This is a genomic window from Emticicia oligotrophica DSM 17448 (genome assembly GCF_000263195.1).
In the GTDB taxonomy this organism is placed as follows: domain Bacteria; phylum Bacteroidota; class Bacteroidia; order Cytophagales; family Spirosomataceae; genus Emticicia; species Emticicia oligotrophica.
In genome coordinates, this window is the sequence record NC_018748.1 from 497,730 (window position 1) to 511,900 (window position 14,171).

6 protein-coding genes are annotated in these 14,171 nt (G+C 35.8%); all 6 read right to left on the minus strand.

Annotation, left to right across the window (positions count from 1 at the left end; translation table 11 throughout):
• Window positions 1-244: 244 nt before the first annotated feature.
• The gene (locus EMTOL_RS02175; protein ID WP_015027625.1) at window positions 245-1,012 is read right to left on the minus strand and encodes an SH3 domain-containing protein; all 768 of its coding nucleotides are present in this window, start codon (window positions 1,010-1,012) and stop codon (window positions 245-247) included.
• A gap of 93 nt (window positions 1,013-1,105) precedes the next feature.
• Window positions 1,106-1,843 (minus strand): SH3 domain-containing protein, encoded by a 738-nt coding sequence (locus tag EMTOL_RS02180; protein ID WP_015027626.1) that lies wholly within the window; start codon window positions 1,841-1,843, stop codon window positions 1,106-1,108.
• Entirely contained in the window at window positions 1,840-5,151 is a 3,312-nt protein-coding gene (locus EMTOL_RS02185) for a hypothetical protein (protein ID WP_305953156.1), read from the minus strand. The genes EMTOL_RS02180 and EMTOL_RS02185 overlap by 4 nt, the downstream gene beginning before the upstream one ends.
• Before the next feature lie 145 nt (window positions 5,152-5,296).
• The gene (locus EMTOL_RS02190; RefSeq protein WP_015027628.1) at window positions 5,297-7,321 is read right to left on the minus strand and encodes a fibronectin type III domain-containing protein; all 2,025 of its coding nucleotides are present in this window, start codon (window positions 7,319-7,321) and stop codon (window positions 5,297-5,299) included.
• Window positions 7,322-7,362: 41 nt separating this feature from the next.
• A complete protein-coding gene (locus tag EMTOL_RS02195) occupies window positions 7,363-12,267 on the minus strand; it encodes a hypothetical protein (protein WP_015027629.1) in 4,905 nt (1,634 codons plus the stop codon).
• Between the two features lie 5 nt (window positions 12,268-12,272).
• Window positions 12,273-14,060 (minus strand): hypothetical protein, encoded by a 1,788-nt coding sequence (locus EMTOL_RS02200; protein WP_015027630.1) that lies wholly within the window; start codon window positions 14,058-14,060, stop codon window positions 12,273-12,275.
• Between the last annotated feature and the right edge of the window lie 111 nt (window positions 14,061-14,171).

Below are 14,171 nucleotides of genomic sequence, written 5' to 3' on the forward strand. Positions count from 1 at the left end.
CTTTTTCATGAAAGAGGTATTCTTTCTGTTTAAAAATTCAAAATCTTTGAAGTGGGAGAAACTTGTGGCTAAACCATAAAAGCCTCATAAAATGCCCATTGAAGCAACACTTGCAGAGATTAAAAGTCCGTGTATATCGCTTGTGTATGCGAGAGAGATTGAAATGTAGAGGCATTATCTCAGAACACCACCAGAATCTCCTGTACCCAAAGTATATGGAGGTTCTAATGGAACATAATCTATTTTATTCAATATCACTTCGTTTAATCCAACCTTCAATTGTCTTTTTACCGTAGTATCTTATTCTAAGCCAGTCGTCTTGTTCTTCTAAAATTTCTACTTCATCACCTTTCAGTAGATACATTTTGTTTGGAATATTTGGAGAAGAGTTAATTATAGATTTTGAACTTTTTATTCTCTTTGTTTTCCCAGAAAACTGAAATATATTAAACTTAGAGAAGTTTTCGATTTTTATGCTATCAATCTTTTTAATGATAGATTGACTATTAATTTCCTTATTTTCTAACAAATAACCACCTGGTAAATTATACTCTGCTTGAATTTCTTCGAAATCTTCTGGTAATTCTAATAAGCTACTATTCAAACAAATGCATTTGTAGTAAACAGAGTCATTATTTAATTTCGAAAAATAACTATTCTCTGAAATTTGTATTGATACAAGCTTTTGATTTGAATTAATATTATAAAACACTCCAAAGTATGTTGGGTTTGTTTTTGTATTAATATAATTGATAATCAACTCTCTGCATTCTTCTTTTTTGAATTTTATTTTAGAATTTATTTCTTGAAATTCCTCTAAATTCTTGTCAAACACTTGCCTCGCCACAACGGGATTCGTCAAGACATAATTCATAATGCTTTTCTCATTCAGTATATATAATGATGTTTTTTTAAAATATGACAATTCAATAGGTGTATAAAACACATTACTTTTCATTTGTCCATAACAAGAAAAAGTTATTGTTGATATTATAATGATTAGTTTTTTCATCGAACTTATAATTTTTTTTTCCTTGCTTAGGAAGGATTTTTATTTGAAAAAATAAAACATAATTTTATAATTATTTCAAAATAATAGTCCACTTTATTCTACATCACTACGTTTAATCCAGCCTTCGATTGTCTTTTTACCGTAGTATCTTATTCTAAGCCAGTCATCTTGTTCTTCTAAAATTTCTACTTCATCACCTTTCAGTAGATACATTTTGGTAGGTTGATTTAGTTTAATATTAAGATATACTTTTTTATTAATTTTTTTAAAGTCTACAAATAATCTATACTTCTCCCAATCTTTTTTATTATTACGCAAGGATTCAATCACAAATAATGGGATTTCTCTTATACGTTCATAAACATCTGGATCTCTTCCTGTGAAATTCAAAAAGAGTCTATTAGGTGTATAATCTGAAGGCATTTCTGCTTCATCATCTCCCTCAATACTATATGTTAAATAGCAACTTCTTGTATATTTTATCAAATTCCCCAAACTATCATGACTTTTGCATAAATCATCAAAAAATAATACTCTATTACCAGACGATTTCAATTCTGTAACTTTTTTGGGGTATTCCTCATTTGAATCATCCCAAAAACCATAGTACGAATAGGGTGAACCAGTAATAAAAGTGTTATTTGTTTCTTTGACATAGTAAATTTTAACTGATTTTCGATTTGAAAAAATTGTGTAAATACTATCATAACCATCCTCAGGTGGTATAAACTTCCAAATTCCTTGTATTTTATCACAATTGGGAATTGCTTGTGAATAGCTTTGAGTTGATAAAAATACCAATAGAACAAAAATTCTTAATATTTCTTTCATTTTTTTAGAGTTTTATATGCCTTTTTAGTGTACAACTTTCTATATTTAATGCCATTATCCTTACCATTTATTTCTTCCGTTATTTTTGCAATACTACCATCATCAACCTCATCTGCCAAATCATTTGCTTTTGCATCAGCCCAAAAGGTTAATGCAGTTTGCATAGCCATATCAAGGTCATCAGCTATCATATCTAAGTTTTTATCACATTCTGCACTTCGACACATAAAATCTTTATTCCCTTTGCCATGAACTCTATCCCATTTATCTTGTAACATTTTCTGATAATTATAATGACCTGTTAATTGCATAAATCCTCTCCCTCTAAACCGTGAACCGTCTTTAGAATCAATTGTGCCATTGTCCATTCTACAAGCATATACATAATCGAATAATGCTGTGCTTTTCACATATTTATCTTTAACTTTTAAGCCTGTTGTACCTTCGTAAAGGGGAGGTTCACAATACGGAAATGGACAAGAATTGGTACTTATAGCCTCATAACCCTCAAATAAATCACAGTATTTTAAAACTTTCTTGCCCTTATATTTTCTTGTAGTAGTTGCAAATCCACTATTTTCGATATTATTTTCACTGTATGTTAACTCTTTTAATTGGTTTAAATTTGTCTCTGCCCCAATTTGTCCGATAAAATGGCTCATCCTTTCTGCATTAGTCAATCCATACTTATTCGAATACTTATTAATAATTCTTGCTACTGTTTCACATTGCTTTATTGGAGTAGTTTTAAAGATCTGATTTAATTGCTTGCCTGTAATTGGGAATATAGCATTTGTTTCGACTACCTCCTCCTCAGTCACACCAGAGAACAACCAGCCTTCTACCAACTTAGCTTGATCGTTGTTGTCAGTTTTAATGGTTAGGTATCGCTGTGGGTTTTTAGTGCGATCATTATATAACTCTAAACGGTTATTATTTATTTCTCGGTTCGGTTCGTTATATTCATCTCTTGGTATTGAAGTTACATCCATGCCTGCATTGTTTGAAATTGCAATACTGAATTTATCAATACAGTTTTCTCCAATCATCACTTGGCCTTCCAATTTTTTAAATAATTCAATAGTCGAATATAAATTATCCTTAAAATCCTCACGCAATTTGTTCATTTTTGCTGCAATCTCTTCACAATCACCATTTGCAGCTAAACTTTGCCAGATTGTATTAAAACTATTCCAACCACACCCACACTCCATTTTTTTATCTTTGATGGCCTTTAATTTTTCCTCAAACTCTTTGGCTAATTTGGCCATTTCTTGTTGTCTTTTCTTATCCTCTTCTAAGCATTTTTTACAATCCTCATCATAAATCAACCATTCTTCTATTTTACTATTAGGACCCTTCTTTGGCTCAAAAGTCTCGGTATAAGCTTCACAAATACAGCTCTGACTCGCCAGATTTACCATCTTTATGATTTCTTCTGAGCCTTCACTACCAAACTTTTTAGTAAAATAGGCTATCTGCTTATCAATTCCTTCCTTGGCTTTTTGTTTCATGGCTGCCAATGCTTTTAGCTCAGATTTACTTACTTTTTTCCCTTCATTAACTTTAACTAAAATGGCCTGTGTTTTTTCAGCAATTTTTTCATACAAATCAGTCAGAGAATTATACGTTTCGGCAATAGCTCCTGCATTTTCATAGGCAACATCTAAAATTTGATTGTAGGCAGCGTAAGCTTTTTCTAAGGCCACTCGTTGTTTATCGGTTAATAATGAGGCACTTACACCGCTTAACTCGGCTCGCCCTGCTACTACGCAGCCTCCTTCGGCTACTTGGATGCCACTTAGCGTTACACCCAGCTTTATGTTATTCATCATTGGTACTTTAATTAGACCTTCACCGTTCCCTGCTCCGTCAATGCTTACAACGCTTAATACCATTGAGTTCATGGCAATTTCATCGCCAGCATTTACTGGCACAAGGGTTCCGTTATATTGTGGTACATTGTCATGGTTACCACAACTATAGCTGGCCGTGATACCCGCACAAGTAGGCTTTTTTGTCTTTAGAACCTCTTGCATTTGCTCAATCGTAGCATTAGCGGGTAAAACAGAAAGCTGTTTTGGCAAGTTATCGGGTAATTCTTTACCTTCGGCTGGTATGTATATCTTTGTTTGTGTGTTTAGTAAGTTTGTTAGCTCTTCTTCGGTGGTTTTAGAATCATTTACATCTTCTTGAGGGTTCTCTGAGGTTTTTATCACTTCTGGATCTGGCTCCATTGGGCTTTCGGGTTCATAGGTCAGCTCGGGGTCACTTTCCCAAGTTTCTTCTTCTGTTGGCGTTTTTATAATTTCAAAATCACTCACCGTAGCTTGGCTTTCGGCTTGTTTGCACACTGTTTTTACCTCCCATTTATATTGATAACCAACGGATTGCTGAATTAATAAATGCTCGGTCGATAAGACACTTTTTTCTGTTTTTAGTCCATTGGGTAAAGTATAATAGGCTAATTTGTAACTAAGAGCATCGCTCGGAGCATCCCAACTAAGCTGTACTGAACCATCATCAGCATCTACTATGGCTTGTAAATTCGTAGGTGGTAAACATGGCAAATGCCCATATACAAAGCTCTTAATATCGCTATACCCATTATTAAAAAATCCTATTTCACCATTCAGACTTTCTACTCGTACTTGCCAAGCGTAGCGTTTTCCTTCTATTAATGGTAATCCAGTTGTGCCGTAAAGAAAGTTAGGCTTATCGGATAATAATTCTTGCATATATGGTGTTGCCGAATTGATAACCACAGCAGGGTCTTCTCCGTAGGGTACTTCATATAAATACAAGTGATATAAAAGCCCACCACTCCCCAAAGCAGGTGTTATGTGTCGGGGTGTCCAACTGAACAAAATATTTTGTGGCGTAGTAGCAGTCACAATGTTTCCATCGGTGGGCATATTCAGTAAGGGTGGATAATTATTTTGAATATAAAATCTCGCGGTGCCTACATTGCTCACTTGCCTAAATCGGTAGTGCTCGATGGCTACCACTTCCCATTCATAAAAACCAAATGGTAGAGCTAAGCCATTGAGTAATTGTGTATAATCAATACCTTGAACTTCCATGTTTTGTGGACTAAAGTTCTCGGCCAGTTCAAGTGCAGAGAGGGTCTTCGGAATCCCCGGTGTAAGCGTGATCGGTTGGGAATTAATAAAACCTTCGGGGTTTTCCAGCCAAACACCTTGCCCTTTAAGCCTAATTCGTAGGCTTACTTCAACACTGGGCTTTGTAAGGTCTTTCAGTAGCAATTGTACCTTAAACTTTAAAGGACTACTAACAATCTCGCTCATTTGACCACTAAAAGGTGGGCTCAATAACACCCTACAATCAACAGGATAGTTTTGGGGATAAGCTAAATGTGTTACCACCAACAATGATAAGAGTGATAAACAAAAAGTTATGTGTTTATAGAATGTGTGCATCTTGCTCGATGATTTATTTATTTAAAATAGGAGCCTCAAAAACTTCTGAAAGTTTGGTTTCGGAATCGTCAGCAAAAATTGCCTTGATCCGATAGCTGTAAGAAATATTTGGCTCAATGTTTGGTTCTCGAAATGAGCCAAATTTGCCCTCAAAAATCTTGTAAAGTGCCATTTTTTCTCCAGTACCTTTACGCCGATACAAGGCATATTTCTTGATGGCTTGTTTAGGTATTGGCCAAGTCAGTAAAAGACTATTAGAGGTGGAATCGAGACTAAAATTGATGGAATTAATCGGTTTTCGAACGCCAGTATATAACATTTCGAGTTCGATGTTAACAGGTTTTGACTTCAATCCCCCATCATCTTTTGCAATTAGTTGATAGATATAAGCCGTCCGTTCGGAGGCTGTTGTATCGATGAAACCATTTAATTGCTTTTTAGCGGAAAAGGCAACTAATAATGTGCGGCAATTAAGTGTATCGTTTTTTGGAAATCTGTATAAAAATGTGCTATCGTGATCTTCGCTTGGGGAATTGGCCCAACTCACAGCAATGCTGCTATCAGAAACCGAAAACGCAGTAAAATTTGGCGACGCTGGCGGAATTATATCAGGACGAAGCACAATAACTGTATCAGCATGAACAGAAGCATTTAGCCGTTTATCGAAGGCAATGATTGTATAATAAATTTTCTTGTTGAGTAAGTTTAAGGAAACAGTATCTCTGTAAACACTATCTGCGATGATTCGATTAGTAATTAAACTCAACTCTCGTTTAGGATTATCTCCGCGATAAATACTATACCCTAAAAAATCTTTTTCATGATTGGCTTTCCAACGAAGGCTAACTATACCTTTTTCGTCAGATTTATAGGTTTTCCAAACAGGTTTTTGCGGTGGAATAGAATCTTCTAACTGAACAAATTCGGGATAAGAGGCTAAACTTTTATAACCCCAGTTTAGCACCGAAACTTGATAATAACCTTCAGAAAGGGGCAAACTATCCACAAACATTCGGGTTTGTCTGGAAAGGCGTTTAGGGTTTAATTTTTCATATTTCCCGCCTAATTTTTCCGCCCTTAATACATCAAACCCACGAATGTCATTATTCAAAGAGTCAGGAAAACTCCAAGTGATTCGAACACCCTTTGCCTGTTTATTTGGTAAAAAGGTTTTTACTTTCGGGAGTGGTAGCTTAGTTCGATAACCATAAATACGTATCACATTCGAAGGTTCGGAAAGAATGCCAAATGGAGTGATGGCTTTTACACGATAAAAATATTCTTGATAGAGTTTAGGAAGCTTTTCAGATTTTGCTCCTATATATCTACCCAGTGAGTCGGGTTCTGCCAAAGCCAAAATGGGTTCATCTTGCGTAGCTCGATAACTTATTCCACCATCATCTGAACGCTCCACAACAAATGCACTATGCAACACTGAATCAGCTACATTCCAACGAATAAACAGTGTACTATCTTGAAACTCTCCGAATAAATTAGTTGGTGGCAATAAACGTGTAAGCTTCGAAGTTTCGACACTAACGGTGCTTGAAATATCAGTTTTATCAATCAATACGGTGTAGGTATATTGTTCATTGGGCAGTACTGTTCTGTCTTCAAAAAGTTGAGCCATTCCACCCGCAATCGCTCCCGAAGTATTGCTCATTAGCATAGCCATAGCCAAAGAAAGGTTTCTCGATTCTTGGTCTTCTGGTGCGGGTACTTGCAAGAATTTATATGCTACGGAAGCAAATTTTTCTTTTTTACTCAATAGATTCCAGTAGTTTTCTTTTAGTGGAACCAAAGGAAACTTTGTGAGCAAAACCTGATTTTCATTTACTTTTTCACCATTACGATGGGTAGTTTGGCGAAATAAACGATAGCCCGATGCATTACCTTTTTGCCAAGTTTCAAAACTCTGCGGCATCCATCGCAGAATCACTTTATCTTTTTCAGTTTTGGCAACTATGGCCAATTCTTGGGCAAAAACTGTAGTTGTACAGGCAATTAAAAAAAGAAGTTGGATATATATATTTTTCACTTGTGTATTTATTTATAAATTTTGAGAATCAAGAATTACGCTTACCAGTCATTTATCTTTATGTCAACAAATGGCAAATCATACGGACTTTCTTCTAATTGTTTGAGTCGATAAAGTCTTTGTTCTTCTTCAAATTCTCTTTGGCGTTGACGTTGGCGTTCTTCTTCTAAGGATTTCTGACGAGCCAATTCTTCAAGATATTGGAAATAAGCAGTTTGACGTTCTTCTTCAAGTCGTCGTTGCTCGGCCTCAAATGCTTGGCGTTGTTGTTCATCTTGAATTCTACGCTGTTCGGCTTCATAAGCTTCTTGTCTTTGTCGTTCTTCTTCCAACCTACGTTGTTCAGCTTCATAAGCTTGGCGACTTCGCTCTTCTTCTTCTCGTTCTCTTTGTTTTCTTAATTCTTCATTTTTCAACCATTCTTCTTCTAATCGTTGTTGCTCTACATTGTAAGTGGTTGGTTGTGGTTCTATTATTTGTGGTAGTGGAAGTTGTTCTGGTTCCACTCCTCTTGCCTCCTTAACTTGTGGTTTAGCAATTTCTTCTTCAATTACAGGTTGGGGCTGAGGCTTCGTTTCATCTAAATCATTATCAGTATCATTAGTTTGGACTGTAGCTTCATCGGCTTCATCATAAAAAGCACTTATTTTCTGTGCAATTTGAGCAAATACACTAAGATCTGCCTTTGCATTAGATGTCCCATTAATAATGGAATCACTTTGTTTTTCAGCTTCTGCCATTATTTCATCCGCAATTTTTCGAGCTTCAGCCATCACACCTTCTGCTTGACTTTCAGCTTTATCCATTATCTCTTTTGCCTTTATCTTAGCCTCTTCCATAATTTCTTTACCCCTTTGTTTAGCAGCAGCCATTTCAGCATCGGATTGAGCTTTGATTCTATCCACAACCTCTTGCATTTTCTTGTGGTAGGCTCCATCTGCATCGTTGGCCAGCTTTCGATACTTTTCCTTAATTTCATTCCTTTTCTTTTTTAAAATCCGCCATTTTAATTCATTTCTTCGTTGAGCTTCAAGGTTACGTTTTAAGGCTATAAGTTCATTATTTAGGCTTGTAATTTCATTTTCTCCATTGGTATTTAGAACAATTACTTTATTTTCTGCCTCTTCAACTGTTGCCTCCACCTTTAACACTGCTTCATTTGTCACACCTATTACCTCAATTTTGGCGTTTTCAACAATATTATGAACTCTTAAGAGTGCCTCATCCACCACCTTGGTAGCAGTTCCAGTAGCAGTATTTACTATTTGTTTGACTTCTTCTTTCTTCTCTTGAGTTATGTTTGCATTTTCTGCTTTTTCCAAAATAGCCTTACCCCTATCATCAATCATTTCATTTATCTTTTCGGCTTCTTGTTTGGCAGTTTCTTCAATTTGTTTGCCTCGGTCTTCTGCATATTTATTTATTTCTTCTGCAACGACTTTTGCTTCTTCTTTTATTTCTTTCCCCGTTTCTTCGGCATTTTTAACTATTTCACTTATATCTTTTTTAAATTCTTCAACATTTTTGGTTGTTGTAAAGTAATATTCCTTTTGGGTATCAGCACCTGTGCCTTCATTGAATGGTTGCCAATTTCCTCCCTCTTCTTTTTGGAATTGCACATGAACTCTTACCGTGATTTTCTTTCCAGCTGGTAGAGCTGAGGTTGGTCGAAATACAATTTTTTTATCATTTTCTTTAATCCATGAACCACCAATCGTATTTCCACCTTCATCAGAAAGTGAATAATTGATAATTTTCTGTCTGAAATTCCCATTCAATCCCTCAACATGCGTTGGCGTTTCGATATCATTGCTAAAAACAATATTTGGTTGGGTTTCTTTTGCCAACAATTCCTGTCCCTCTGATGGGTAGAGGTTTTCAAAAACCTCCTCGTTTGAAACCCTAACATCGCTTCCTAATATCACACAATCATCCCCCACCGTGAAGCCCACATTAAAATTGAATTTTTTAAACAAAACTTTAAAACTTACGGCCACCTCACCCGCCCCATAGGTAGGATTCGGTGCGGCACCTCCCAAAACAGCTCCTAAGCCAATATCAAGTACATCGAACCCAAAAGCCTTGCCTTTGAGCCAACCAATGGCGTAAACTTGTCCAGCTGCTCTCCAACTATTGATTCCAATGGGTTGACCTTCACGGCCTTCACAATACGCACCGTTTCCATATTTCATCAACATCATATCAAGGCCTATTCGGGCACCAATGTTATAAGCTAAAATTGGGTTATTAGCATTATTAGGGAAAGTACCTTGCGATGAAACGGTTAAGGCTGCACCAAATGCAATACCTGTCCCCGAAGCGACTTGCCCACTGCTAATATTGGAAGACCGCTTATTGATTTCAGAAGGATATTTTACAAAAATATTTGGCTCGGGAGATGGTAATTCTGGCACCCCATGCCCCAACATGATATAGCCATCTATTTGTGGTAAGCTTGGTAATAGAATAATAATTCTATCGGCTATTGGTGGCTCGCCTAAATGCACAAACCACTTGGTTGGTGAAAAATAAAATGCTCCAACAAATTGAACTGAAATAGAGGTTGTGGAAGCATTTACACCTAATTTTCCATAGTAACTTCGTTCATCGAAGTTTATTTTAAGCATAATACTTGCTCCGAAACCTTTGGGAGCATTTACATCAAATTTTTGAGTTTGCCCTTCGGGGGGTGTGTCACCATCTGTATTGTTAGCTATTCCACCCGGCTGCATCAAATCGCTATCACTACATAGTTTTTGATACATAATCTGCCCTGCTTCGGGCGTAACTCTCCAGCCATCTCCAGCGACAATCACACTACCTAAAATACCAATTTTGCTTATACCGCCACCATTATGGGTTACAATTTCTAAACCTGCTAAACCCGCCATTGAACCTCCCGTTGTAATGCCAATGGCAAAACGCCCACCCCAACCTATCGAAAAATTAGGAGCATAGACTACACCAGATAGTGACTTTGCCCCAGTTTTACCTGGCACAGGAGACATGTGTTTGTATAAACACCCCGCTAAAACATTGATAGAAAGTCCATTCCCATTTCCACCAGATGACAATTCACCATCTACAAACCAATATCTTTTCTCTTTATTGCCAAATATGGCTACTGCTCTTGCCTCAATTTTAAGCCCCACATCAAGGGTCATGCCCATTTCTCCATAAAAACCTCTACCATAAACTGGGTCGTTATTGAAGAAATCTATGATACCTTTAAATTGTCCAACCGATAAATCTGCATTTACTTCTAATCTTTGTAGGGCAAACTTTTTATTTCTCCAAAAATGTCGGTTGTTTTCATTTACAAAAGCTCCTTGTATTACAAAACCACCAGTGGCCGATATTCCTACATCATCTAAGTTTACCCTAACCCCAAAATTTATATCTGCAACATTGTTTTGAATCAAAACTTTGGGAGCAATGATACTTATCGGAAAACCACCCAATTGATGCTCCTTATCCGACCCACCTCCAAAAAATCCAATAGATAGATAAGGTGATTTTGTTGATAAAAAGAGATTCTGAAAAGTAAATTCTTCTAGGCTAACTCCCTCATTCAAAGAAATAATATTCATTTTCCCATGCAACAAAGCAGTGGCAGAAAACTGCTCATTTTCAAGCATTAGACTAACCGTTGAGGCTGGTTCAAGATGAACTTTTGCTGCTTTGAAAACTTCAAAATCTAATTCTTCGGCTGCATTTACACTAAAGTTATAGTAATCACGAGTAGGGTCTATGATGGCTTTGTATCCCAATAGTTTTTCTTCTGAGGAAATAGAAACCCTCATTTTTCCCATCAAACTCCCCGCTTTGACTTTACTTTTTACGAGAATGATACTTGCACCGTCTATCGAATAATCCCAACCACTTAAATCCCCTTCTTTAATTGACATGATATTTTCGCCAAAAACCTCTCCCGAAACACCTATCTTATCAATCAGTAAATTATTTACCCCAATGCTTAATCTACTTTGTGTTGCTCGATTTTTGAAATGCTTAGGAAAACGTACCGTGACATTTCCAATAAATACGCCCCGCCAAAGTGCCCCAGTTTCTGCCGCCGTATAACCAGTTGGAAAAATACAATTAGGCGAATTCGCATGGTCACTGATATCAATCACTGCGTGGCTTACATTGAAACCATAACCTTTCATGGATGGTATTTGGAATGGCTGCATCGAAATATCTATCAGCATATTATTCCAATCTTGAATATTTTCTAAAATAAATTTAGAGCTCACATTGCCGCCTTGTGGTTCTCCGCTCACCACATTATCTGGCACAATCAAAGACCTATCAAAAATGACATTTCCTTGTAATGAAAAACTTTCATAACCATTACATCCAAATTTGATTGAGCCACCTGTGAGTTCTAATGAAATTTTGTCTAAATCAAAAAGCTCAAAGGTATTCTTCCCCCCAAGTACTAACCTTAAAGTGCCTTCTTTAATACCTCCTTGCCCCGTGAAACCGATTTGTTCTCCAGCAAAACAAATATTATTGCCTTCGGGCGTGGTAATCATCGCAACAATCGTAAGTGTATTTCCTGCTGGTGTAAATACTAAATTATCTAAGGCAATAGCATAGGTTGTTCCAGCTATTTCTTTTTCAATAACAATAGGTAAACTACTTATATATTGCAGACTCAGTAAATCATATACTTTCTTACCTGCATTTTTGGCTTTTGTAATACGCTCTTTTACTTCTTCAGGCGTGATAGAAGCACTGTTCTGTTGGCTCTGTTTTTCTTTAACAAAATAATTTTCACCATCATGTTGTGGCATTATTTGCTCGCCAGAAGGCAGAATAATTGGCTTCAGATTCAAGATCTTGCATTCTTCCTCAGTATAGTATTTTTTTGCGGGTTCATTGGCAAAACTAACTGTACTAAACAGGGCAAAACAGTATATTTTTAGAAATAATAACCTCATGATTTTTATTTTTTAGACTTAATAACAATTGGCTCAAACTGGTAAGAATAGCCTAAGTTTAGTGTGATTTCAGTGATATTTTTATAGGAATTATTGGTGTCAGAAACTTTTAGTAATAGGGTTGAAAAATTAAATTTATGTACCTTTTTGATGGATGTTTGCAGTCCGATTCGCCCCAGATAGATACTTTTTGAACTTTGATTCTTATTTTCAAAAATTGTATTATTCGAATGTGTGTATGACAACATACTTGAAAATTGAACTTTATTTTTAGCTAAATTTCGATTGTATGTCATTACTGGCCCAATCATCAAATCTTTAGAGACATCGGTCTGATTCTGAATGAAGTTTAATCCTAAGCTGTAGGATATTTTTTTGGGTTCGATAGATAAGCCGTAGTTCAGATTTACATTATTAAGTACATTAATGGTTTTGAAACTTCCTTGTTGGTCATTGCCTGATTGATGGATCGCATTAATGGTAATAGCCTGTTTTTTATCAGTTTCGGTGGACATTTGATACATTAAAACACCCGATATATTATTATTTATCTGCCGATAATTGAGTGTATCTAATTGCTGATAAGGCTCCAAGACAGTTAAGTATTGAAAGTTATTTTGGAAATTAGAAAAATTGGAAAAGGTTGAATAATTAAGGCTCAAATTGAGCTTTTCGTAGGGTGTAAAATTTGAATCAAAGCCCCAAACATATCTTCTCAATGCCTGTGGATTTGAATGATCTAAATTACTGAGTTGATAACCCAAATCAGTACTCAATGCCCATTTCCCATCAAAAAACTGATTATTTGTTTTAAGCTTATAGGTTTCTAAGTCTGCATTAATAAAATATGCTCCAAAAGTTCTATACTTGGGGTCAACACGGCTATATTCAAAAGCAAAATCTGAATTTTGATATTTATACTTAATAGAAGTATTTATAGCTTGTTTATTTACATTACTCCGCTTACCAATGGTTTGTCCCAATTTAGAGAAAAAAGAATAAGTTTTATCTTCAGAAAAAATCTTACTTCGAGCAATTTCTGCATTTATAAATAATTTTTGAAAGAAGACCTTTTGGAAGTTTATAGCAATAGCCAAGTTTGATTCTGGAAAAATGTTGTAGGAATCTAAACGATTGACTAATGAATTAACCTTATCAGACGCTTGGAAATAAATAAGCTCAATGAAGTCTTGTTTTTGTTTGTACCCTACTTTTCCACCGAAGCCCATTCGTTTGTAGGCGGGGCGGTTCTGTGGACTAATAAAACTTGAATCAATAGGTATGGCTTTGAGTAGTCTTCCATACATAAAACTTCCGTAGATTGGAGAATGGTTAGAACGATATTCATACCCCAATCCATGAAATCGAAAACCTGCCAAAGTATTTTGCGAGAAACTTAATGCTGAAGTGCCTAAATGTATTGTTGAGCCCTTGTATTTTGGCTTAAATGATAAACGATTGAATGGCTGAGTTTTCGGAAAACCTCCCGCAAATGGAGAATTGAAATTACTTTTTTGATTGGTAAAACTAAAAGAAATAGGAATATTTATTCGGTTTAATAATGTAGCGTTAAAATTACCAGTGTACATATAAACAAAGGGAGTTCGCCTATCATACCCTTCAATAGCTTGGTAATAAGTATGATTCACCGACAATGCACCTGTCAATTTAACTCCTTCATCAAAAATACTTTTTAGCCTAAAGTCTTTGAGTTTTTCAAGGTCTTGTGCAATTGTAGGTGTAAATACTAAAGCCCAACCACAGAGCACTACGTAAGAGATAAGTTTTTTCATTAAATTATTCACCTCGCTTACTTGAATTTAATAGTTATTAACTTTTCCTTTCAATTCAAATTAGTATTACGCTGAATAGTTAAAGTTTGCTTAATGTTAATAAAATCGTAT

Excerpts from the sequence above, each read along its gene's own strand:
- EMTOL_RS02180 (WP_015027626.1), bottom strand. The coding sequence starts at position 1,843 with ATGAAAGAAATATTAAGAATTTTTGTTCTATTGGTATTTTTATCAACT.
- EMTOL_RS02185 (WP_305953156.1), bottom strand. The coding sequence starts at position 5,151 with ATGAGCGAGATTGTTAGTAGTCCTTTAAAGTTTAAGGTACAATTGCTA.
- EMTOL_RS02200 (WP_015027630.1), bottom strand. The coding sequence starts at position 14,060 with ATGAAAAAACTTATCTCTTACGTAGTGCTCTGTGGTTGGGCTTTAGTA.
- EMTOL_RS02195 (WP_015027629.1), bottom strand. The coding sequence starts at position 12,267 with ATGAGGTTATTATTTCTAAAAATATACTGTTTTGCCCTGTTTAGTACA.
- EMTOL_RS02175 (WP_015027625.1), bottom strand. The coding sequence starts at position 1,012 with ATGAAAAAACTAATCATTATAATATCAACAATAACTTTTTCTTGTTAT.